This is a genomic window from Pseudomonas sp. TWP3-1 (assembly GCF_049896625.1).
GTDB lineage: Bacteria > Pseudomonadota > Gammaproteobacteria > Pseudomonadales > Pseudomonadaceae > Aquipseudomonas.
This window is the reverse complement of record NZ_JAFCUQ010000004.1, coordinates 352,684-373,136: the sequence shown is the minus strand read 5'-3', so window position 1 is coordinate 373,136 and position 20,453 is coordinate 352,684. Positions and strand designations below refer to the sequence as shown.

Annotated in this window: 23 protein-coding genes and 2 pseudogenes; 17 read left to right on the top strand and 8 right to left on the bottom strand. The window is 59.3% G+C overall.

Features of this window, described 5'->3' with window-relative positions:
• Positions 1–27 precede the first annotated feature (27 nt).
• The 6 genes and pseudogenes from atuD to ACP7BN_RS08800 all read left to right on the top strand — a co-directional run bounded on the left by atuD (position 28) and on the right by ACP7BN_RS08800 (position 4,987).
• A complete protein-coding gene (atuD, locus tag ACP7BN_RS08825) occupies positions 28–1,185 on the top strand; it encodes a citronellyl-CoA dehydrogenase (protein WP_426203269.1) in 1,158 nt (385 codons plus the stop codon).
• The gene (locus ACP7BN_RS08820; RefSeq protein ID WP_426203267.1) at positions 1,182–1,979 is read left to right on the top strand and encodes an enoyl-CoA hydratase/isomerase family protein; all 798 of its coding nucleotides are present in this window, start codon (positions 1,182–1,184) and stop codon (positions 1,977–1,979) included. The genes atuD and ACP7BN_RS08820 overlap by 4 nt, the downstream gene beginning before the upstream one ends.
• Before the next feature lie 68 nt (positions 1,980–2,047).
• Positions 2,048–3,515: pseudogene (locus tag ACP7BN_RS08815) on the top strand (acetyl-CoA carboxylase biotin carboxylase subunit); the annotation flags it as partial.
• 134 nt (positions 3,516–3,649) lie between these two features.
• Positions 3,650–4,009: pseudogene (locus ACP7BN_RS08810) on the top strand (acetyl-CoA carboxylase biotin carboxyl carrier protein subunit); the annotation flags it as partial.
• 69 nt (positions 4,010–4,078) lie between these two features.
• Positions 4,079–4,621: an exonuclease domain-containing protein gene (locus ACP7BN_RS08805; RefSeq protein WP_420650511.1), complete on the top strand. Its 543-nt coding sequence runs from the start codon at positions 4,079–4,081 to the stop codon at positions 4,619–4,621.
• Between the two features lie 81 nt (positions 4,622–4,702).
• A complete protein-coding gene (locus ACP7BN_RS08800; protein WP_249482929.1) occupies positions 4,703–4,987 on the top strand; it encodes a pyrimidine/purine nucleoside phosphorylase in 285 nt (94 codons plus the stop codon).
• A gap of 72 nt (positions 4,988–5,059) precedes the next feature.
• On the opposite strand, the gene ACP7BN_RS08795 is transcribed toward ACP7BN_RS08800, so the two are convergent.
• Positions 5,060–5,866 (bottom strand): MOSC domain-containing protein, encoded by an 807-nt coding sequence (locus ACP7BN_RS08795; protein ID WP_426203264.1) that lies wholly within the window; start codon positions 5,864–5,866, stop codon positions 5,060–5,062.
• 88 nt (positions 5,867–5,954) lie between these two features.
• A complete protein-coding gene (locus tag ACP7BN_RS08790) occupies positions 5,955–6,890 on the bottom strand; it encodes a chemotaxis protein CheV (RefSeq protein WP_420650509.1) in 936 nt (311 codons plus the stop codon).
• 456 nt (positions 6,891–7,346) lie between these two features.
• On the opposite strand from ACP7BN_RS08790, the gene ACP7BN_RS08785 reads away from it, so the two are divergent.
• The 3 genes from ACP7BN_RS08785 (at position 7,347) to ACP7BN_RS08775 (ending at position 9,820) form a co-directional block, all read left to right on the top strand.
• Positions 7,347–7,802 (top strand): hypothetical protein, encoded by a 456-nt coding sequence (locus ACP7BN_RS08785; protein ID WP_426203261.1) that lies wholly within the window; start codon positions 7,347–7,349, stop codon positions 7,800–7,802.
• A gap of 468 nt (positions 7,803–8,270) precedes the next feature.
• The gene (locus ACP7BN_RS08780) at positions 8,271–9,164 is read left to right on the top strand and encodes a sensor histidine kinase (RefSeq protein ID WP_420650552.1); all 894 of its coding nucleotides are present in this window, start codon (positions 8,271–8,273) and stop codon (positions 9,162–9,164) included.
• Positions 9,161–9,820 carry a response regulator gene (locus ACP7BN_RS08775; RefSeq protein ID WP_420650507.1) on the top strand — a complete coding sequence of 220 codons (660 nt, stop codon included), beginning with the start codon at positions 9,161–9,163 and terminating at the stop codon, positions 9,818–9,820. The genes ACP7BN_RS08780 and ACP7BN_RS08775 overlap by 4 nt, the downstream gene beginning before the upstream one ends.
• Here the strand turns inward: ACP7BN_RS08775 and yegS are convergent.
• On the bottom strand, positions 9,804–10,721 hold the full coding sequence (yegS, locus tag ACP7BN_RS08770) for a lipid kinase YegS (RefSeq protein ID WP_426203257.1): 918 nt from the start codon (positions 10,719–10,721) through the stop codon (positions 9,804–9,806). The genes ACP7BN_RS08775 and yegS overlap by 17 nt on opposite strands.
• 313 nt (positions 10,722–11,034) lie before the next feature.
• Here yegS and ACP7BN_RS08765 point away from each other — a divergent pair, with 313 nt between their 5' ends.
• Positions 11,035–11,343: a hypothetical protein gene (locus ACP7BN_RS08765; protein WP_426203255.1), complete on the top strand. Its 309-nt coding sequence runs from the start codon at positions 11,035–11,037 to the stop codon at positions 11,341–11,343.
• 57 nt (positions 11,344–11,400) lie between these two features.
• Here ACP7BN_RS08765 and glp read toward each other — a convergent pair whose 3' ends face one another.
• Together glp and moaB are read right to left on the bottom strand one after the other, a co-directional pair.
• Positions 11,401–12,588 (bottom strand): gephyrin-like molybdotransferase Glp, encoded by a 1,188-nt coding sequence (gene glp, locus ACP7BN_RS08760; protein WP_426203300.1) that lies wholly within the window; start codon positions 12,586–12,588, stop codon positions 11,401–11,403.
• A gap of 22 nt (positions 12,589–12,610) precedes the next feature.
• Positions 12,611–13,150, bottom strand: a complete 540-nt coding sequence (gene moaB, locus ACP7BN_RS08755; RefSeq protein ID WP_420650504.1) for a molybdenum cofactor biosynthesis protein B — start codon at positions 13,148–13,150, stop codon at positions 12,611–12,613.
• Positions 13,151–13,229: 79 nt separating this feature from the next.
• Here moaB and mobA point away from each other — a divergent pair, with 79 nt between their 5' ends.
• Together mobA and ACP7BN_RS08745 are read left to right on the top strand one after the other, a co-directional pair.
• Positions 13,230–13,832: a molybdenum cofactor guanylyltransferase MobA gene (gene mobA / locus ACP7BN_RS08750; RefSeq protein ID WP_426203251.1), complete on the top strand. Its 603-nt coding sequence runs from the start codon at positions 13,230–13,232 to the stop codon at positions 13,830–13,832.
• Positions 13,833–13,911: 79 nt separating this feature from the next.
• Positions 13,912–14,133 carry a YgdI/YgdR family lipoprotein gene (locus tag ACP7BN_RS08745; protein ID WP_420650502.1) on the top strand — a complete coding sequence of 74 codons (222 nt, stop codon included), beginning with the start codon at positions 13,912–13,914 and terminating at the stop codon, positions 14,131–14,133.
• Positions 14,134–14,207: 74 nt separating this feature from the next.
• Here ACP7BN_RS08745 and ACP7BN_RS08740 read toward each other — a convergent pair whose 3' ends face one another.
• The 3 genes from ACP7BN_RS08740 to ACP7BN_RS08730 all read right to left on the bottom strand — a co-directional run bounded on the left by ACP7BN_RS08740 (position 14,208) and on the right by ACP7BN_RS08730 (position 15,905).
• Complete coding sequence (locus ACP7BN_RS08740) at positions 14,208–15,098, bottom strand: pseudouridine synthase (RefSeq protein ID WP_426203249.1); 891 nt, start codon at positions 15,096–15,098, stop codon at positions 14,208–14,210.
• An 80-nt stretch (positions 15,099–15,178) separates the two neighbouring features.
• On the bottom strand, positions 15,179–15,496 hold the full coding sequence (locus ACP7BN_RS08735; RefSeq protein ID WP_426203248.1) for a transcriptional regulator: 318 nt from the start codon (positions 15,494–15,496) through the stop codon (positions 15,179–15,181).
• Positions 15,497–15,668: 172 nt separating this feature from the next.
• Positions 15,669–15,905: a glutaredoxin family protein gene (locus ACP7BN_RS08730; protein WP_420650499.1), complete on the bottom strand. Its 237-nt coding sequence runs from the start codon at positions 15,903–15,905 to the stop codon at positions 15,669–15,671.
• Between the two features lie 191 nt (positions 15,906–16,096).
• On the opposite strand from ACP7BN_RS08730, the gene ACP7BN_RS08725 reads away from it, so the two are divergent.
• The 5 genes from ACP7BN_RS08725 (at position 16,097) to ACP7BN_RS08705 (ending at position 20,390) form a co-directional block, all read left to right on the top strand.
• Entirely contained in the window at positions 16,097–17,809 is a 1,713-nt protein-coding gene (locus ACP7BN_RS08725) for a cation:proton antiporter (RefSeq protein WP_426203245.1), read from the top strand.
• A gap of 252 nt (positions 17,810–18,061) precedes the next feature.
• Positions 18,062–18,376 carry a DUF883 family protein gene (locus ACP7BN_RS08720; RefSeq protein ID WP_420650497.1) on the top strand — a complete coding sequence of 105 codons (315 nt, stop codon included), beginning with the start codon at positions 18,062–18,064 and terminating at the stop codon, positions 18,374–18,376.
• 2 nt (positions 18,377–18,378) lie between these two features.
• Positions 18,379–18,768, top strand: coding sequence for a phage holin family protein (locus tag ACP7BN_RS08715; protein ID WP_420650496.1), 390 nt, complete (start codon positions 18,379–18,381; stop codon positions 18,766–18,768).
• Positions 18,765–19,103 carry a hypothetical protein gene (locus tag ACP7BN_RS08710; RefSeq protein WP_420651172.1) on the top strand — a complete coding sequence of 113 codons (339 nt, stop codon included), beginning with the start codon at positions 18,765–18,767 and terminating at the stop codon, positions 19,101–19,103. The genes ACP7BN_RS08715 and ACP7BN_RS08710 overlap by 4 nt, the downstream gene beginning before the upstream one ends.
• A 123-nt stretch (positions 19,104–19,226) precedes the next feature.
• Positions 19,227–20,390 carry an EAL domain-containing protein gene (locus tag ACP7BN_RS08705; protein WP_420650494.1) on the top strand — a complete coding sequence of 388 codons (1,164 nt, stop codon included), beginning with the start codon at positions 19,227–19,229 and terminating at the stop codon, positions 20,388–20,390.
• The last annotated feature ends 63 nt before the right edge of the window (positions 20,391–20,453 follow it).

Sequence of the window (20,453 nt, the reverse complement as noted above, 5' to 3'; positions counted from 1 at the left end):
CGCCTCGATTTCAGGAGAACAATAAAAATGATCTTCACCCAGGAACACGAAGCACTGCGCCGCACTGTCCGCCAATTCGTCGAACACGAGATCAATCCGCACGTCGACGAATGGGAAAAGGCCGGGCGTTTTCCGATTCACGAGATCTTCCGCAAGGCTGGCGACCTCGGCCTGCTGGGAATTTCCAAACCGGAAAAATTCGGCGGCATGGGCCTCGATTACAGTTATTCGATTGTCGCCGCCGAAGAGTTCGGCACCATTCATTGCGGCGGTATTCCGATGTCGATCGGTGTGCAGACCGACATGTGTACCCCGGCTCTCGCGCGTTTCGGCTCGGATGAATTGCGCGAAGAATTTCTGCGGCCGGCGATCAGTGGCGAGCAGGTCGGGTGTATCGGCGTCTCGGAAGTCGGCGCCGGCTCCGATGTCGCTGGGCTCAAAACCACGGCGCGCAAGGACGGCGACGATTACCTGATCAACGGCAGCAAGATGTGGATCACCAACTCGCCAAGTGCCGATTTCATCTGCCTGCTGGCCAACACCTCGGACGACAAGCCGCACATTAACAAGTCGCTGATCATGGTGCCGATGAACACACCGGGGATCAGCCTCAGTTCGCATCTGGACAAACTCGGCATGCGCAGCTCGGAAACCGCTCAGGTGTTTTTCGACAATGTGCGGGTGCCGCAGCGCAATCGCATCGGCCACGAAGGCGCGGGTTTCATGATGCAGATGCTGCAATTTCAGGAAGAGCGGCTGTTCGGCGCGGCGAACATGATCAAGGGCCTGGAATACTGCGTCGACAGCACCATCGAATACTGCAAGGAACGCAAAACCTTCGGCAACGCACTGATTGACAATCAGGTGATCCACTTCCGCCTGGCCGAATTGCAGACCGAAATCGAATGCCTGCGCGCACTGGTGTATCAGGCCACCGAGCAATATGTGAAAGGCCAGGACGTGACTCGACTGGCGTCCATGGCCAAGCTCAAGGCCGGGCGGCTTGGCCGGGAAGTCAGTGACAGTTGCTTGCAATACTGGGGCGGCATGGGCTTCATGTGGGACAACCCGGTGGCCCGCGCTTATCGCGACGTGCGACTGGTGTCGATTGGCGGCGGCGCCGACGAAATCATGCTCGGGATCATCTGCAAACTGATGGGCATTCTGCCGGGGAAAAAGAAATGAGCGTCCTGCCCGATTGCCAGACGCTGTTACTTGAGGCCCATAACGGTGTGCTGCATATAACCCTCAATCGCCCCGACAGCCGCAATGCGATGAGCCTGCAAATGGTTGCCGAATTGCGCGCGGTGCTGGCGGCGGTGCGTGATGATCGCAGCGTTCGCGCGTTGGTGATCAGCGGTGCCGGCGGGCATTTCTGCGCTGGCGGCGACATCAAGGACATGGCCAACGCCCGCGCCCAAGGTTGCGAAGCTTACCGTGACTTGAACCGTGCTTTTGGCGCTTTGCTCGAAGAAGCGCAGCACGCGCCGCAAGTGCTGATCACCGTGCTGCAAGGCGCAGTGCTGGGCGGTGGATTCGGTCTGGTGTGTGTCAGCGATATTGCGATTGCCGATCACCAGGCGCAGTTCGGCCTGCCGGAAACCAGTCTCGGATTGTTACCGGCGCAGATCGCGCCGTTTGTGGTGCAACGCATCGGCCTGACTGAAACCCGCAGACTGGCGCTGACTGCCGCGCGCTTCGACGGCACACAGGCCAAGCGCATGGGGCTGGTGCACTTTGTCGAGCATGATCCGCAAGCATTGGCGGAACGGCTGGATGAGGTGTTGGCGCATGTTTTGTGTTGCGCGCCCGAGGCGAATGCCGCGACCAAAAAACTGCTGCTGGCCAGTGCCGGTCAGCCGTCGAGTGCATTGCTCGATGAAGCGGCGCAGTGGTTCAGCGCGGCAGTGACTGGCGCCGAGGGAATTGAAGGCACGATGGCCTTTATGCAAAAGCGTAAACCACGGTGGGCCACCTGACCCCTGTGGGAGCGGGCTTGCCCGCGATGAGGCCGCCACTTTCAGCGCAAATCTTCAGGAACCCCACCATGCCCGCTATCCAGAAAATCCTGATCGCCAACCGCGGTGAAATCGCCTGCCGCATCCAGCGCACCGCGCAAGCCTTGGGTTACCGCACCGTCGTGGTATTCAGCGACGCCGACACCGATGCCCTGCATGTACAAATCGCCGATCAAGCCGTCAACATCGGCCCGGCGCCCGTGCAACAGTCTTACCTGAACATCCCGGCAATCCTCGACGCCGCCCGGCGCAGCGGCGCCGACGCGATTCATCCCGGCTACGGCTTCCTCTCGGAAAACGCCGAATTCGCCCGCGCCTGCGAGCAGGCCGGCCTGACCTTCATCGGCCCCAGCGTCGAGGCCATCGAACTCATGGGCAGCAAACGCCGCTCGAAAATTGCCATGCTCGCTGCCGGAGTGCCGTGCATCGCTGGCTATCAAGGCGCCGAGCAAGATGACGCAACGTTGCTGCGCGAAGCCGAGCGCATCGGTTATCCGCTGATGATCAAGGCCAGTGCTGGCGGCGGTGGTCGCGGCATGCGTCTGCTGCACAGCGGCGATGATCTGCCAGCGCAGTTGCGCACGGCGCGCTCGGAGGCATTGAACGGCTTCGGCAGCGATGAACTGATCCTCGAACAAGCGCTGATCGAACCGCGCCACGTCGAAGTGCAGCTGTTCGGCGATCAACACGGCAACCTGATTTACCTTGGCGAGCGCGACTGCTCGATCCAGCGCCGCCATCAGAAAGTCATCGAAGAAGCGCCCTGCCCGGTGCTGACCGCCGAGCTGCGTCAGGCGATGGGCCAAGCGGCGCTCAAGGCCGGGCGCGCGGTTAACTATGTCGGCGCCGGCACCGTGGAGTTTCTGCTCGATGCGCGTGGCCAGTTCTACTTTCTGGAGATGAACACCCGGCTGCAAGTCGAGCATCCGGTGACCGAGTTAATCACCGGTCTGGATCTGGTCGCCTGGCAGTTGCTGGTCGCCGAAGGTCAGCCGTTGCCGCTGACCCAGGATCAAGTGCAACTGCACGGACATGCGATGGAAGTACGGCTATACGCCGAAGACCCGGCGCAAGGTTTTCTGCCGCAGACCGGGCGCATCGAAGCGTGGGAGCCGGCGCTGCAGGCAGGCACGCGGATTGATCACGGCTTGCTCGAAGGTCAGACCGTCAGCCCGTTCTACGACCCGATGCTCGGCAAACTGATCGCCCATGGCACTACCCGCGAAGAGGCGCGGCGCAAATTGCTGCGTGCGGTGCAGGACAGCGTGTTGCTTGGCGTGCAGACCAATCAGCGGCTGCTGGTCGAACTGTTGCAGCATCCGCAATTCATTGCTGGCGAATTCAGCACGGCGTTTATTGCGCAGCAGTTTGCCGATCACTCGTGTCTGCAAAAGCATGTTCCGAGTACCGAACAACTGGCCATCGCGGCGCTGCTGTTCTATCAATTCTCGGCGCAACGACATCGCGCGCCACTGGTCGGCTGGCGCAACAACGCCAGTGTGCCGCTGGATTACCGCCTCGGTCTGGAGGGGCAGGATTGGCATGTGCAATTACGCGCTGCTGCGAATGACACCTTTTCCGTACAGGTTGCTGAACATAGCTGCACCGTGAAGCTTATTGAACACAGCGACCGCGCCGTAACCCTGGAGATCAACGGCCTGCGCCAACGCCACGCCTATCGACTCGAAGCCGACCAGCTCTGGCTGTTCACCCACCCCGGCAGCCTGCGCCTGGAGGATCGAACTCACGCGGTAATCGACAGTCAGACCAGCGTCAGTTCCGGCACCCTCAAGGCACCGATGGACGGCGCGATCATTGATGTGTTGGTCAGCGAAGGCAGCCCAGTCAGCAAAGGACAGTTGCTGGTGGTGCTGGAGGCAATGAAAATGGAGCACCCGCTCAAGGCCGGCATCGACGGCGTGCTCAAACGGGTGCAGGTGAAAGTCGGCGATCAGGTAAAAAATCGTCAGGTTCTGTTGCAGGTCGAGTGAGTCACCGGGCGCATCCGCAAGGTTTGACTACGCTCTGAACATCAGAACGCGTAAATCAGGAACCCTGCGATGCCCCATTGGCTGGTCATAGATTTGGAAGCCACCACCGATGACGGTGGCTGGCCGGTTACGGAGATGGAAATCATCGAGATCGGTGCGACCCTGGTGGATCGCGCCGGCCGCGAGCAGGATCACTTCCAGCGTTTTGTGAAACCGACGCGGCGGCCGTTGCTGACGCCGTTCTGTCGCGAGCTGACGCACATCACTCAGGCAAATATCGACGCAGCACAGCCGTTGGAAGAGGTGTGGCCGGCGTTCGAGCGCTGGCTCGGCCAGCATCAGACCCGTCTTGAAGGCTGGGTCAGCTGGGGCGATTACGACCGCAAGCAATTACTTCAGGAATGGCAACGGCTGCAAATCGACAGCGCGCTGGGTCGCGTGCCGCACATGAACCTCAAACAGCGCTTTGCCAAGGCCCGGCGCCTCGAGCGTCCGCTAGGACTCAACGGCGCGCTGCAACTGGCCGGCATGCAATTCAGCGGTCAGCAGCATCGCGCGCTGGAAGATGCGCGCAACACCGCGCGATTACTGCCGCTGGTCTTGCCACTTTAGACAGATGACGACGCCGAGAGCCTTGTGCATACTGGCCGGCCATTTTCAGCCCTTTTATGCCCTTTTCGAGAGGAATCGCCCATGTTTAAAGTCAACGAGTACTTCGACGGCACCGTCAAGTCGATCGCCTTTGGCACTGCTGAAGGTCCGGCGACCATCGGCGTCATGGCCCCGGGCGAATACGAATTCGGCACCAGCCAGCGTGAAATCATGCACGTGGTTTCCGGCGCACTGACTGTAAAACTGCCAGACAGCAGCGACTGGGAAACCTTCGCCGCCGGCAGCCAGTTCAACGTACCGGCCGACAGCAAGTTCCAGCTGAAAGTCGCGGTTGATACCGCTTACCTGTGCGAATACCGCGGCTAAACCCGCAGGTATTCACAGCCATGAAAAATGCCCGTGTCGTTGGACACGGGCATTTTTCGTTGTGGCGCCGGGTTATTCGAGAATTTCCACCGGCATGCCGACTTCAAGTCGACCATCGCTGTCGTTGACCAGGTTCTGCCCAAACATCGCGCCATCCGCCTCGGAGCGGTATTTCTGCAAGGTCGCCAGCGGTTCGCGATCAGCACTGCGCTCGCCGCTCTGCGGGTCGATGGTGGTCAGGATGCACCGCGAGCAGGGCTTGACCACGCGGAACTCGACATCGCCGATACGGATGCGTTTCCAGCTGTCCTCGGCATAAGCCTCGCTGCCTTCGATCACCAGATTCGGCCGGAAACGCAGCATTTCCAGCGGACGTCCGACTTTCTGCGACAGATCCTGCAACGACGCTTCGCCAATCAACAGCAGCGGGAAACCGTCGGCGAATGCCACTTGGTCGTCATCTCTGCCGTAACCGGATTGCGTGCTTCGGGCGCGATCCAGCGGCACTTGCACCAGTCGCGTCGGTTTGCCGATGAACTCGCTGAGCCATTGCGCAGCCTCATTGCCGGCATCCGGCACGCGCAGAGTGTCACGCCAGATCGTCACGCCACGAAGCTCGGCGTTGGCGCCGGGCAAGTCGATATTGATCGGCGAATGGCCGGGTGCAGCCAGGGTCAGGCCACCGGTGGCATTCCACAACGCCGACAACTGACTCAACTGCGCCACGGCACGCTGGGTCAGGAAGCGCCCGCTGGCCTCGTCCACCAGCATCCAGCGTCGGTCGCCAGCCAGCCCGAGCTTGTCCAGAGCGATCTCTTGCAGAGTCTCGCCCTTGGCGGATTTCAACGGGTAACGATAAAGCGCACTCAGACGCAGCATGGCCAGCTCCCTGATGGGCAAAAACGCCACCCTATACGAGCTGAGCGGCGAATCAAAGGCTGACGCGAGATCAGCCTCATCCGGTGTGTCAGGCCGGTACTTCGTCGAGCATCAGGCGCTGGCGCACCACGTCGACCAGCTTGTCCGGCTGGAACTTGGAGAGGAAGTTGTCGCAACCGACCTTCTTCACCATCGAATCGTTGAAACTGCCGGACAGCGAGGTGTGCAGCACCACGTACAAACTGCGCAGACGCGGATCGTTGCGAATTTCGGTGGTCAGGCGATAGCCGTCCATTTCCGGCATTTCGGCGTCGGTGAAGATCATCAGCAGTTTTTCGGTCATGTTCACGCCGGTATCGGCCCACGCCTTGAGCATGTTCAGGGCTTTCAAACCGTCGCTGGCGATGTGCATCTTCACGCCCAACTGGCCGAGGGTGTCGCGCAACTGCGACAGTGCCACTTTCGAGTCGTCCACCAGCAGCACTTCGCGGCCAGCGGCGCGTTCGAGTACCGGGTCTTCGAGTTTCTCGCGCGATACCTTGGCGTTGTACGGGACGATTTCGGCGAGGACTTTCTCGACGTCGATGATTTCCACCAGTTGATCGTCGACCTTGCTGATTGCCGTGAGGTAGTGCTGGCGACCGGCACTAGTCGGCGGCGGCAGGATGGCTTCCCAGTTCATGTTGACGATGCGATCGACACCACCGACGAGGAACGCCTGCACCGAACGGTTGTACTCAGTGACGATGATTGTACTGGTCGGGCTCGGCACCAATGGGCGCATGCCGATCGCCTGCGACAGGTCGATCACCGGCAGCGTCTGCCCGCGCAGGTTGACCACACCGCAGACGAACGGGTGTCGCTGAGGCATCAGGGTCAGCTTCGGCAGTTGCAGGACTTCCTGAACCTTGAACACGTTGATCGCGAACAACTGACGTCCGGCCAGGCGGAACATGAGGATTTCCAGGCGATTCTCACCCACCAGTTGCGTGCGTTGGTCTACCGTGTCGAGAATGCCGGCCATCAATGACTCCTGGGCTTGTACTGATGAATTCACTATTGGGTGGTTTATCGGCTGTATCGCGCGATTCTTGATAGCCGCGAAAAGCGCTATCAAAATGCCACGCCAAAGCATTGATGTCACATTAACATCATGGTTTACTGAGGCCGCTGAATTCATCTGCTGCATTCCTCTCCAGCGCGACCTCGGTTTGCGCAACAGGTTCCCGCGCCTAAGGGTTTCCCCTAGGAATCATCAGGCCCAACCTGATGTTCGCAATATCCAATAGCCATTAATGTGACGCCATTCTCATTGCATGAACGGAGTCAGGCTTTTGTGTGCGATCGCAGGTCAGTGGATATCCACCCTCACGAAAATCCCGGCCAGAGCCATGGCACTGTGGGGCGCGATCTCACGACGATTCATGATCGTCGACACACACGACATTCGTCCATCAGACATGACGTTGTGGAGATAAGCATGCCGAACGACCGTAACGAGTGGGCGCAGCAATTCGCCGAGTTTCTCGTCGAGGCTGAAACGCTCCTGGCCAAGTCCGAAGAGTGCCTGAGCCACTTGCAACTGATCCGTAACGACAAGGATGCCGTCGATTGCATGCTCAGTACCCTGCTCAAACTGGCGAGCAAGGCCGATGCCTTGGCGCTGGAGCCGGTCTCCGGGTTTTCGCTGCATCTGCACGGGCTGCTCACTCAGGCACAAGACCATGTTGATCTGCACGCCCAAGCGCTTGAGGCACTGAAAGACTGCTTCACGTTGATCGCCTGGCAACTGGAACTGGTCGATCTGAGCACCGGTCAGTTGAGTCTGGATGACAGCGAACAGACTTCCCTGATTGAAGCGTTCGCCTTTCAGGTAGGACAGAGCCAGTTCCAACCGCCGATGCACGCCAAACCACTGTCGCTTGTCTCCTGCTAGGAGCGCGGCGCAGATAGCTTGAGCTGGCGATGTCGCAAATACATCTTTCATGCCTGCCAGCGACAATCAAAAATTAAATATCACTCTTGAGCGGCGCGAAGCTCTTCCGCCGGTGTCAGGGTTTTCCTGTGTACAACAAGCCCAACTTGTACAGCGTCGATATCTATAGAGTCCGGCTAATAACTTTCCATTATGGAACCGACGTCCAATGCAGAGGCATTCCTGACTCTTTGAACATATAGCGCGAACGCGACCAGCGGTATGTTAAGTGGTATTATCCCGCCCGTTAGTTGCTCGCGGTTAATGGCACTGTGACTTCAGCGATATGTTTTCCATAAAAGTTTTCGGCCGATTGGCAGTTAAAAAGCCCTTCGAAAGCGCCACATGAACAACAGCAGTTTCAGACAGAGATCGGCCAGCCTCGCTGCACGATCTACCCGCAGCGAACATTCATTGGCTCCATCCGCTATGTACGCCAGCCTCAAGTCAATCACCACATGGCCGCCCTCGCGAGCAAACGCACGCCGCTTCACGCTGTTGCTGTGCGTCGGCTCAGCGCTCGGCAGCGTGCTCACCTTTGGCCTGTCCGCTCCGCTGTCGTTCGGTCTGCTGGTGCTCAATGTGAGCGCTGCCGTTTGCGTCTTCGTCCACCATCGCTTGTCGCGCAAGTCGATCAAATTCCAGCCGCAGGAACTTGCCGACCGTTTACTGGAAGTCCAGGAAAACGAGCGTCATCGACTCAGCCGTGAGTTGCACGATGATATCGGCCAGTTGCTGACCGCCGCCAAACTGCAAAGCGACTGGCTCAAACGCCGCTTGCCCGATGACTTGCAGGAGCACTGCGCACTGCTGAGTACGACGCTGGATGAAACGCTGGATAAAGTGCGCGACGTATCGGCCATTCTTAATCCGCGACAGCTGACCAGTCTGGGGCTGGAGGCGAGTCTGCGTGCGCACCTGCTCAAGACATTGACCAACACTTCGCTGCACTGGAGCCTCGACTGCCAGCAGCGTCTGAACGGATTGCCGGAAGAAATGGCGGTTGCGGCGTTTCGCATTGCTCAAGAGGCAGTCACCAATATCTTGCGCCATGCGCAGGCGAACAATCTGTTGATCCGGGTCCAGCGTCTGCCCAAGGGTCTGACCTTGCTGATCAGCGATGACGGCCAGGGATTTGCGCCTGCCGCCGATCCCGGTCGCGAAGGACAACGTGGCATGGCCGGGATGGCCGAACGGATCGAGCAACTGGGTGGCACCCTGAACGTCACGAGCGAACCGGGCAAAGGCACTCAAATCGAAGCACTTTTCCCCTGGGCGCCGCGGGCACTCGAGCGGGCCAGTACGAATAAGGTTATGCGTTGACTTGTAACTTACTTCTGGTGGATGACCACTCGCTGATCAGGGCTGGCGTACGCGCTCTGGTGCTGGATATTCCGGGTTATGCGGTAATCGGCGAGGCCAACGATGGCTCGCAGTTGCTCGAAATGGTCGAGCAACTGAATCCCGATATTGTCTTGCTCGATATCTCGATGAGAGAAACCGGCGGCCTTGAAGCCTTGCAACGACTGCGACGCGTGCGCCCGCAGAGCAAGGTGCTGATTCTGTCGATGCACACCGACCCTGCGCTGATCATGCAGGCACTCGAATCCGGTGCGCATGGCTATCTGCTCAAGGACACCACCGCCACCGAGCTCGAGCATGCACTGGAAGCCCTGCGCAATAATGAACGCTACCTGAGTCCGGCCATCGCTCACACGGTGATCAACCAGGCATTGACCCGCAATCAGAAGCATCAGCCGGAAGTCGCCGAATCGCACAACCTGACGGCGCGCCAGCTGGAAATCCTGCGTCTGATCGTACGCGGAAAATCCACCCGCGAAATCGCCAACGGCCTCGGCCTCAGTATCAAGACTGTCGAAACCCACCGCTCGCAGATCATGAAGCGTCTGCAGATCTACGACGTGGCGGGCCTCGTTCTATTTGCCGTACGTGAGCAGATCATCAGCCTTGATGACTGATCGCCTGCGCTGAACTCAACAACGGCGAGTCTTGCGGCAAGTGCACCTGCAGCGCCGCCGGGCGCGCAGTAAAACGCATGTTCTCGCCTTCCAGCGGTTCGCCGTCGAGATTGATGTAAAGGCCCTCCGCAGCCTTGATCTCAACCCACGGCAACCGCGCTCGCACGAACATGTTGTCCAGACCGAAACCATCGCTGAGCAAGGTTTTCAGCGTGCCGACCAATTCCTGTGGCGCTGGCAAAATGCTGACATCCAGCAATCCGTCATCGGCCAATGCCTCGGGGCATAGCACGTGACCGCCGCCCGCCTGCCGACCGTTGCCGATACCCAGCGCCAGCATCTCCCCACTCCAATGAAAATCCGGCCCCTGCAATTCTCCGTAAGCAGCATGCAATTCACTGAAGCGTGATAACCCGGTGAACAGATAGGCTGCGCCACCGAGCACCTTTTTCAGATCTTCGGAAGTATTGGCGGTGACCTGACTGCCAAATCCGCCGGTGGCCATGTTCAGGAAAATCTGCCCGCCGACTTCACCCAGGTCGATTTTGCGAGGTGGCGCGTCCAGCAAATCGAGAGCCTCTTCGGGTTCAAGAGGGATGCCGGCAGCGCGGGAAAAGTCGTTGGCCGTGCCCAGTGGTAACAACACCAGACTGGCTTTGTCCGGGTGCGCGGCCAAGGCTTCGGCGATATCGCGCAATGTCCCATCACCACCGCCGGCGATAATTTTCGTGTATCCCGCTGCCAGCGCCTCCTCTACCAGACGTTGCGCATCACCGGCCTCCCAAGTCACCCGCACTGCGAGCTCCCAACCTTGTTCACGCTTGCTTTCGACGGCAGCACGCACCGCCTCGTTGAGTGCCTGCTTGCCATGCAGAATTAACAATGCCCTGCGTTCACTCATCAAGGTAGCTCCTAAAATTGAATCAGTTCGGGACATCTTGACCACTCAGACACGCAAAAAAGTCGCACGAATAACATTTAATTCTGATTTCCGGGCGGCTCGTCCTACAGGACGGTATCTTTTCTTACGAAATAACAGGAATTGGCTCAATTGACCGGGTGCAGTGTTTGCTTCAACGTGGCTCGGCGGTATCAATTTCCAACCCGACCACACAAGGATGTGCATGTAATGAATGGATACACTCTTAGTACTTTCGACTGTTCGAAAAACGGCGGTAGCCAACCGGCATCAATAGCATTGCATGGAGACGTCCATGCCAAGTCATGAAACCAAAGCAACCGCAAGTGCATTTATCCCACTTGCCGATAGTCGCGCCAATCATCAAAGCGAATTCAAAGGTACTGCCAAAAACGCTGGAGATACCGGAATGGAACCTCGCGTTACCGAACTGGAAACCCATCTGAAGTACATCCGTCGGGACATGGACGAGGTGCGGGGCGATGTAAAAGCCATCAAGCATCGCCTCGCCTATTCGGCTGGTGCGGCTGCTGTGGTAATGGGTCTGGTAGGCTGGGTGGCCAACAGTCGATTCGACCAATTGGTTGCACTGCTGGCCCGTTGAATGCATGAGTGCAGGCGATGGCTGTGGCGAGCCGCGCCTGCACACTCACGTACAGCGTCAGCCCAGCAACTCGGTCAGCGGGATGAAAGTCACCTCATCCCCTGCGGTCAACGTACGCCCCTCAAGCACTTCCACTAACCCGTCTGCCCACGCAGCACTGCGCAGGACGCCCGAACTCTGGTTCCGGTAGATGGTGGCCTTGCCCTGTTCCAGACGTCCGCGCAAGTATTCACGGCGATTGCCGGCCTGGGGCCAAGCGAACCCTGCCGGAACCTCGAACTTCAGTGGCTCGACATCCTGCACGCCCTGGCGGCGTAACAGATACGGCCGCGTCAGCAGGGCAAAAGTCACCAGAGTCGACGCTGGATTGCCGGGCAGGCCGATGACCGGAACCCCACGGAAATGGCCGACAGTCAGTGGCTTGCCCGGTTTGATCGCGAGTTTCCACAGGGTCAGCTCACCTTCTTCCCTGAGCGCGATGCCGAGAAAATCCGCCTCGCCCACGGACACGCCACCGGTCGACAGAATCAGGTCGACGTCCTGCAATTCGCCAAGCTTTGCGCGGGTGGTCGGCAAATCATCCGGAAGAATCCCGGCATCGATCACCTCACAACCCAGGCGCTGCAACCAGCTGCACAGCAACACGCGATTACTGTTGTAAATCTGCCCCGGGCCCAGCGCTGTACCCGGCTCGACCAACTCATCGCCAGTTGACAGAACAGCCACGCGAACCTTGCGCACCACATCCAGCGCGGCACAGCCCAAGGACGCGGCCAGACCCTGCTCGATCGGTCCCAGTCGGGTGCCTGCGGGCAAGACCAATTCCCCAACCGTGGTTTCCTGGCCCTGCGGGCGAATGTTTTGCCCCACGATCATCGGCTCAGTAAACACCACGCGCTCGTCGGCCAGCACCTGAACGTTTTCCTGCATTTCAACGCAGTCAGCACCCGCAGGCACCGGCGCCCCCGTGAAGATTCGCGCGCAGGTTCCGGGCTGCAATGGTTCTGGCGCCTGTCCGGCAAAGATTTTCTGGCTGACGAACATCGGCTCGCCACTCCAGTCCGCCAGGTTCAGGGCGTAACCGTCCATGGCACTGTTCGGCCAGGGTGGCAGGTCCAGCGTAGCAATCAGATCCTTCGCCAGCACCCGCCCTTCAACCTCGGCCAATGGCAGATGCTCACGCTCGCGAATCGGCGCAGCTTCGGCCACTTCCAGCAACCGCGCCAATGCCGCTTCCACCGGCATCAACGCCCCGGTTTTGCCCGGCTTATCCGCGGGATTCACAAGGCGCCGCCTGTTTCAGATGAGGCACGAAATTGCACGGGCGATGCCGCGAATCCAGTTGCTCGGCGAGAATGCCGTCCCACCCGGTGCGGACCGCGTTCGTCGAGCCCGGCAGGCAGCAGACCAGCGTGCCATTGGCCAACCCGGCCAACGCACGGGACTGCACGGTTGAGGTGCCGATATCGGCCACTGAAATCTGGCGGAACAATTCGCCGAAACCATCAACCTGTTTGTCGAGCAAACAGGCAACCGCTTCCGGGGTGCTATCTCGGCCGGTAAAGCCGGTGCCGCCGGTGATCAACACCACCTGCACCACATCGTCGGCAATCCAGTTGGCAACCTGGGCGCGAATTTTATACAGATCATCCTTGAGCAAAACCCGCTCGGCCAGGTTGTGGCCGGCAGCGCTGAGGCGGTCGACAAAGACCTGGCCCGAGGTGTCGGTTTCCAGGGTGCGGGTGTCGCTGACTGTCAGCACCGCGATATTCAGCGGTACGAAAGGTACATCAGCCTTGGCTTTCATAGGCTCGTCCAGTTGTAGGAAAAACAGCCCGGTGTTATATCACAGCGCTGCATTTTTTCGCCGCCCCGGGAGAGTTGCCATGACCTCGAATCCGCCATTGCCGCCCTGCTCCATCTTGCTCCTGGCAGGCGGACGCGGCCAGCGCATGGGTGGCCAGGACAAGGGCCTGATCGAGTGGCAGGGTGAACCGCTGATTGCACATCTGCAGCGCAAGGTGCGTCCGCTCACGGACGATCTGATCATCTCCTGCAACCGCAATCGTGAACTGTATGCGCCGTTCGCTGACCAGTTGGTAGCGGATGGAGAGGCTGACTTTCCCGGCCCGTTGGCCGGGATTCTTGCGGGACTCAAAGCTGCACGTCACAGCCACCTGCTGGTTCTGCCGTGCGATGTACCGAGCATTGATGAGCCGCTGTTGCGCGACATGCGCGAAACCGCCAATCAGCATCGTGAAAAACCTTTAATGTTGCGCCATGACGCGCATTGGGAACCTCTGCTTTGCGTAATACCGAAGGCGCTGTTGCCGGTATTTGAAGAGGCCTGGAACGCCGGCGAGCGCAGCCCCGGGCGGATCATGCGCAGCCTCGGCGCCAGCGCGCTGGAATGCCCGGACCACGACCCGCGACTGGCCAACCTCAATACCCCCGAACTGTTAAGTGCGCACAAGTCTGTGTCAGACTGACACCATGCAAGGAACTTGCACGCTTCGGATACGTCTCAAGCTCAGTAACCAAAAGAATTATCCCTTCGGAGACACACTCATGACTCAACGGACTCTCGCCACTTTCATGCTCGCACTGGGCCTCGCTTCCCTCGCCGGTTGCGCTTCGCCAACAGTGATCACCTTGAATGACGGTCGCGAAATCCAGGCTGTCGACGCGCCTAAGTACGACGAAGATTCGGGCTTCTACGAGTTCGAACAGCTGGACGGCAAGCAGACTCGCATCAACAAGGATCAGGTCCGCACCGTTAAAGAGCTGTAAGCTCTCAGGTTCGCATTTGATACAGAAAAGCCCGCATTCTTGCGGGCTTTTTCATGGGCGAAAGAAAAACGTGATCACCAGTGCAAGGTGATTTCACTCGCGAATTCACGTTGCTGCTTCGTCACCGGATCAACAAATCGTAACCCTTGCGCCAGCAACTTGAGCGGATTGGCGTAATCATCCTCGATGTCTTTCAAGACCTGCGGATAAAACGGATCGTTGCAGATACTCGCACCCAGCGCAGTCATGTGCACGCGTAACTGATGCTTCTTGCCGGTCACCGGATACAGCCCGTAACGCCACAGATCGCCATTCATTTCCCGCACTTCCACTGCCGTTTCAGTGTTGCTGACACCCGGCCCTTCCTGCATGCGGAAAAACGGTTCGCCATCGACCAGACGGCTCTTGTGCACCAACGGGAAGTTCAGTTCGGGCAGCGCAGCGGCAATCGCCTCATAGCGTTTTTCGATCTGCCGCGTCGGAAACAACGACTGATATGCCGAGCGCGTCTGCGGATTGGCCGAGAAAATCACCAACCCCGCCGTGTGCCGGTCAATCCTGTGCAAAGGCACCAGATGCGGATTATCCAAACGCCGGATCAGCCTGCGTAGCAGGGTCTGCTCGACGTATTCACCCGCCGGGGTCACCGGCAGGAAATGCGGTTTGTCCGCCACCACCAGATGCTCATCGGCGTAGAGAATCGACTCGAGCACCGGAATCGGTTTTTCATCCGGCACTTCGCGGAAGTAGTGAATGCGCAGGCCTTCCTTGTATGGCAAGTCCAGCGCTATAGGTTGCCCTTCGGCGTTCAGCACCCGGCCGCGGGCAATTCTGTCCAGCCACTGCTCGCGGCTGATAGCACGAAAATGTTCGCACAGACAATCAAGCACCGTAAGCCAGGGACCCGGTGGCAGATACAGCGTGCTGGCCTGATTGTGTGCCGCGGAAAATGTTGAACTGGACATACGAAATTCGAACCCTCAATGCAGACAGGCATTATCCAACACGCCGCGAAACGAACCTAGCGCCGATTCCTCTGCGTGATTCAGGCCGGAATCGATTTGAGCGCTGCGGCTTCGGTGAATTCCTTGAGCCAGCGCAACACATCGACGGCTTCCCAACGCTGCGGATCGTACAAGGCGTACAACAACCCCTGATAGCCAACCACATCCAGCTGCTTGTGGTAGCCGGCACGCTGGAACAGCGCCTCGATTTCGGCGAAACAGGTGTTGAAGTGCAATTTGTTGAACGGCGTCTTGCCCTCCGTGACCAAGCCGTCCAGGCGTAATTCAATGACGGCCTCGCGCACCACCTCTGCCGACATCCGGTTCACGCTGCTCTTCAACTGTTCGACATTGACCACGGTGCTGCCCTCTGACTTCCGGTTCGCCTGCCTGCCGCAAAAAAGCAACGATCCGAGCAGGCCAATCCAATTACTGTATGCACATACAGTAACCGAATAAACCCGAGAGTGCCAACCAAGGGGCGACCGATTGCGATCAGCGGAGTATTAAGCGATCAGGGGCAAGGAGCGCTTAACTGAGAAACGCCACGACCTCATCGGCACTGAACGGCCAACCCAGTTCCGCACCGGTATCGACCCGACGCAATACCGGAATCCGCAGGCTGTAAGCCTCGAACCAGCTTTCGTCTTCGGCAATATCCACCAGTTCAACCAGCAGGCCATGCTCGACAAAAGGCATCAGCTCGGCCTCGGCGACTTCACACAGATGACACCCCAAGGTGCCGAACAATTGGCATTCAGGAGGCATGATTGCTCGTCCAAAAATTCGAGTGCCCATTCTAAGCCTGCGTCGAAAGTCCGTCGACCCGCCTATGTGGCTCGATCCCGCCCTGCGCAAAATCCTGACGCAAATCAGTCAGGCGAATTCTGATTTGCAGCATGCTCCGGTGTTTTTTACTTCTACGCTTGAAATGCTTGACCCTGCCTGCGGAGTGTTTTGTGTTTGCCAACCTGTTGATCATTCTTGCGTCATCCCTGGTGATGATTGCCCTGTTCCGCCGCCTGCGCCTGCCGCCGGTGCTCGGTTACCTGTGCGTGGGCCTGATGGTCGGGCCGACCGCGTTCAACTGGATCAACGAAAGTGAACACCTGCCGGATCTGGCTGAGCTGGGGGTGGTGTTTCTGCTGTTTTCCCTTGGGCTGGAATTTTCGCTGTCGAAAATGATTGCCCTGCGCAAGGTGGTGTTTCGTCTGGGCAGCCAGCAGGTGTTGATCAGCGCGATCCTGCTCGGTGGCGTGTTGATGCTGCTGGGCATGCCGCTCACCCCTGCGCTGCTGCTCGGGGCAGGCCTGTCGCTGTCATCCACCGCCATTGTGACCAAGGAACTGGGCAGTCTGGGCGAGATATTCAGCAGCCACGGCCAGAATGCCGTCGGTGTTCTGCTGTTTCAGGATGTAGTGGCGGTTCTGCTGCTGACGCTGGTGCCAGTGTTCGCCGGCAGCAGTGAGCAAGCCTGGTATTGGGCGTTGCCGCTGACGCTGGGGAAAACCGTGGTGTTGTTTCTCGGCCTGCTGCTGGCCAGTCGCTGGCTGTTGCCGCGTTTGTTTCAGGAAGTGGCGGCGTCGAAGTCGGCGGAGCTGTTCGTGCTGCTGGCACTGGTGATTGTGTTGCTGACCGCATGGCTGACGCACCTGCTCGGCCTGTCCCCGGCTCTCGGCGCATTCCTTGCCGGTATGTTATTGGGGGAAAGCCATTATCGGCATCAGATCGAGGCCGATATCCGACCGTTTCGCGACATCCTGCTCGGGCTGTTTTTCGTCAGCATCGGCATGCTGATCGACGTGCATTTGTTCGTCAGCCACAGCCTGTTGATCGTCGGCCTGACCCTCGGCCTGCTGTTGATCAAGGGCACTGTAGTGGCGTTGCTGGTGAAGTGGCGCGGCAGCGACAGTGAAACCGCCTGGCGCAGCGGTCTGGCACTGGCTCAAGGCGGCGAATTCTGTTTCGCCTTGATGGCGCAGATGCAACAGAACCGCTTGTTGCCCGACGATCTCGGCCCCCTGCTCCTCGCCGCAACCTTCTGTTCGATGCTGCTGACGCCGTTACTGTTGCGTGCCGCCCCGCGCGTTGCCGGCGCACTGCACCGCAAACCGAATCAGGAAGCGCAGATCGAACAGATCAGCGCACTCAATGCCGGGCTCAATCAGCACGTGGTCATCTGTGGCTATGGCCGTGTCGGCCAATCCATCGGCCGCTTCATGCGCAACGCCGGCCAACCTTTCATTGCCCTGGACAGTGATCCGGTGCGCGTGCAGGAAGCCGCGGCTGCCGAAAGCGACGTGCACTACGGCGACTCCACGCGCGGCGAGCTGCTGACAGCTGTCGGCCTGCTACGCGCAAGGCTTTTGGTGATTGCCGTAGATCAGAGCGATATCGCCTTGCGCGTGCTCAAGGAAGCGCGGCAACTCAATCCGCGCGTGCCGATTCTGGTACGCACCCGCGATGACGGTCAGTGGGCGGAACTCAAAGCTGCCGGCGCCACTGAAGTGGTGCCGGAGCTGCTGGAATCGAGCCTGATGCTCGCGTCTCACGCCTTGATCCTGCTCGGGTTGCCCGCGCATCAAGTGCAGGAGAAAGTCGATCAGGTGCGCATTGACCGCTATCGCTTGCTACACGGCTTTTACCCGGGGGCTGAGGATGAAGAAAGTTAATCCTGCCTTACCGCGCCGATCGTGCGCAGCGACAGATCAGCACCGGAAACCGCGAAGCCGCCGCTATTATCCAGACCGGAATTTGTCCGGCTGCACGCCCGGCAACAGCGCATGGCAGTCGGTCAACGCACCACGACACAGCAAAAATTGTACCTGCGACTTGTAATGAACCTTCACGCATGGCTCATACTCGAACGCTTCAGAACGCGGCTTTTTACCGAAGCTATGAACAGCCAATTACGGAGATCACCCATGGCCAGCATCAAGGCAAAGACTGCTCAAGAAATCCTGATGAACGACTTCCAGACTCTGGTCAGCGACACCGAACGTCTGCTTGAACACACGGCAGCTATCGCCGGCGATCAGGCCGACGAGTTGCGCGATCAGATCCACGACAGCCTGCTGCGCGCGCGCGAAACGCTGAAGTTGACCGAGGACACCTTGCGCGATCGCGGTCAGGCCGCGGTTACCGCCACCGAGGACTACGTGTCGGCCAATCCTTGGCAATCGGTGGGCATCGCCGCTGGCGTGGGCTTTCTGATCGGCCTATTGGCCACTCGGCGCTGATTATGTCGATCGGCGAATCCGGCCCGTTTGCAGCGGGCACCAGTTCCTCCACGCGGCGTCTGGGCGCCGCCGTCCTCGGCTTGCTGCACAGTCATGTGGAATTGTTCGGCATCGAATTGCAGGAGCAGAAAGCCCGCACCGTCAGCCTGCTGTTGTTCGCAGGCCTGGCTTTAGTGTTTGGCTTGCTACTGCTGGTAGGTTTGTCGACTCTGGTGTTGATCGTGTTCTGGGACACCTATCGTCTGGCCGCGATCATCGGGCTGTGCGTGTTCTACACCCTGGCGGCAATTTTCTGTGGATTGCGCCTCAAGGCGGCGATCTTCGATGAGTCCTCGCCTTTCCACGGTACTTTGGAAGAGCTGGCCAACGACCGGGAGCGCCTGCTGCCATGAGCCTGCCTGAACTTCCACACAATGGCTCACGCCGGGAAATGCGCAAGGCGTTGATCCGTCTGCGCATGGAGATGCATCGCCAGGAAATTCGTCATGAAACTGCGCAAGTGCTGCAACCCTTGCAGCGCATGCGCGGCATGACGCAAAACCTGCAAGGTGGTTTCGGCATCAAGCACGCGCCGCTCTGGGGCGTAGCCGCTGTCACACTGCTCGGTTTCATCACCGGCAAAGGCGCGAAAAGCGGCGGTGTCGGTGGTCTGACCCGATTGGTTCGCCTGGGCACCAGCCTCGGGCCGCTGATCAAACTGGTCATGCAGAGCTCGGGCAAACGCTGACGCCGCGCATCTGGCTGCATTCTTGCAAAGGCTGCGGGATTGAATCTCTTATCCGGAGGTTCAATCCCGCGCGCCTATCCGGCCGACTGGAACATCCAGAACAAGAATGACTAAGGAGGCCCCGTGATCGACGGGCAACCGCTCGCCTGCTTTCAACCTTTCATCGACACCGCTACCGGACGCATTGCCGGCGTTGAAGCACTGGGGCGGCTGCGTCAGGCCGATGGTCAACTGACCTCGGTCGGCCCGCTGTTCGCCGTCCCGCACACTCCGGCAATTGCATTGCGACGCCTCGACCGACAGATTCGTGACAACGCCTTGAGTCGCCTGCATGAAGCGCCGCCCGACTGGTTTCTCAGCCTGAACATATCGCCGCGCTGGATCAGCCGCCTGCGCGCCGATCAGGATTTGCCGAGCCTCAAACAAATCGCCCGACACGGCGTCGATCCGCAGCGCATCGTCTTCGAAATCACTGAGTTGGGCGGCAACAGCCAGCGTCTGGTCGAGGTGGTCAAGCGCTACCGCGATGCCGGGGCGCGGATTGCCATCGACGATTTCGGCGCCGGGTATTCGCAACTGGACCGCGTGCTGGCCTTGCAACCGGACATCCTCAAGCTCGACATGCGTCTGTTTCAAGCGGCAGCCCTCGGCGGGCCGAGCAGCGATGTGGTCAAGGCACTGGCGCAAATGGCCGAGAAAACCGGCTGCTGGATTATTGCCGAAGGCGTGGAAACCGAAGCGCAGCTGAATTTCGCACTCGAATGCGGATCGCGCTACGTGCAAGGCTTTCTGTTTGCACGGGCGGAGGAAGCGTTTTTCTCCACCGACGCATTCGTCCCGCGCTTCGCCGAACTGCGTCAGCGCTATGTAAAACAGAAACTGGCCGAACGCGGTCAATTGATGAGCATGCGCCGCCAACTCGGCGAGCTGATGAGCATTCTGCAAACCTGGGCTCAAGCGCGCGCGCCACTCAGCGCCCTGCCGCAATTGGACGCCTTTCCGTGGCTGTTGCGTTTCTACCAGTGCGATCGGCATGGCACGCAACTGACGCCGAATCTGGAATGGCGCGCGAGCGGCTGGATCGCCGACAACCGTTATCTGGGCCACAACTGGTCGTGGCGACCGTACTTCTATCATCTGCTGGCAGAGGGCTGGGAAGAGCGTCGACTGACGCTGTCCAACACCTACCGCGACGCCACCAGCAACCAGTACTGCCTGACTGCCGGACAGTTTTTCGACAACGGCGAACGCCTGCTGCTGATCGACATCGACGCTGCGGGTCTTTAGTTGCGCTTGCGGATGCCAGCGCGAACCGGGAAGCTACGGCATCAGTCACCTGACGGAGAGAAT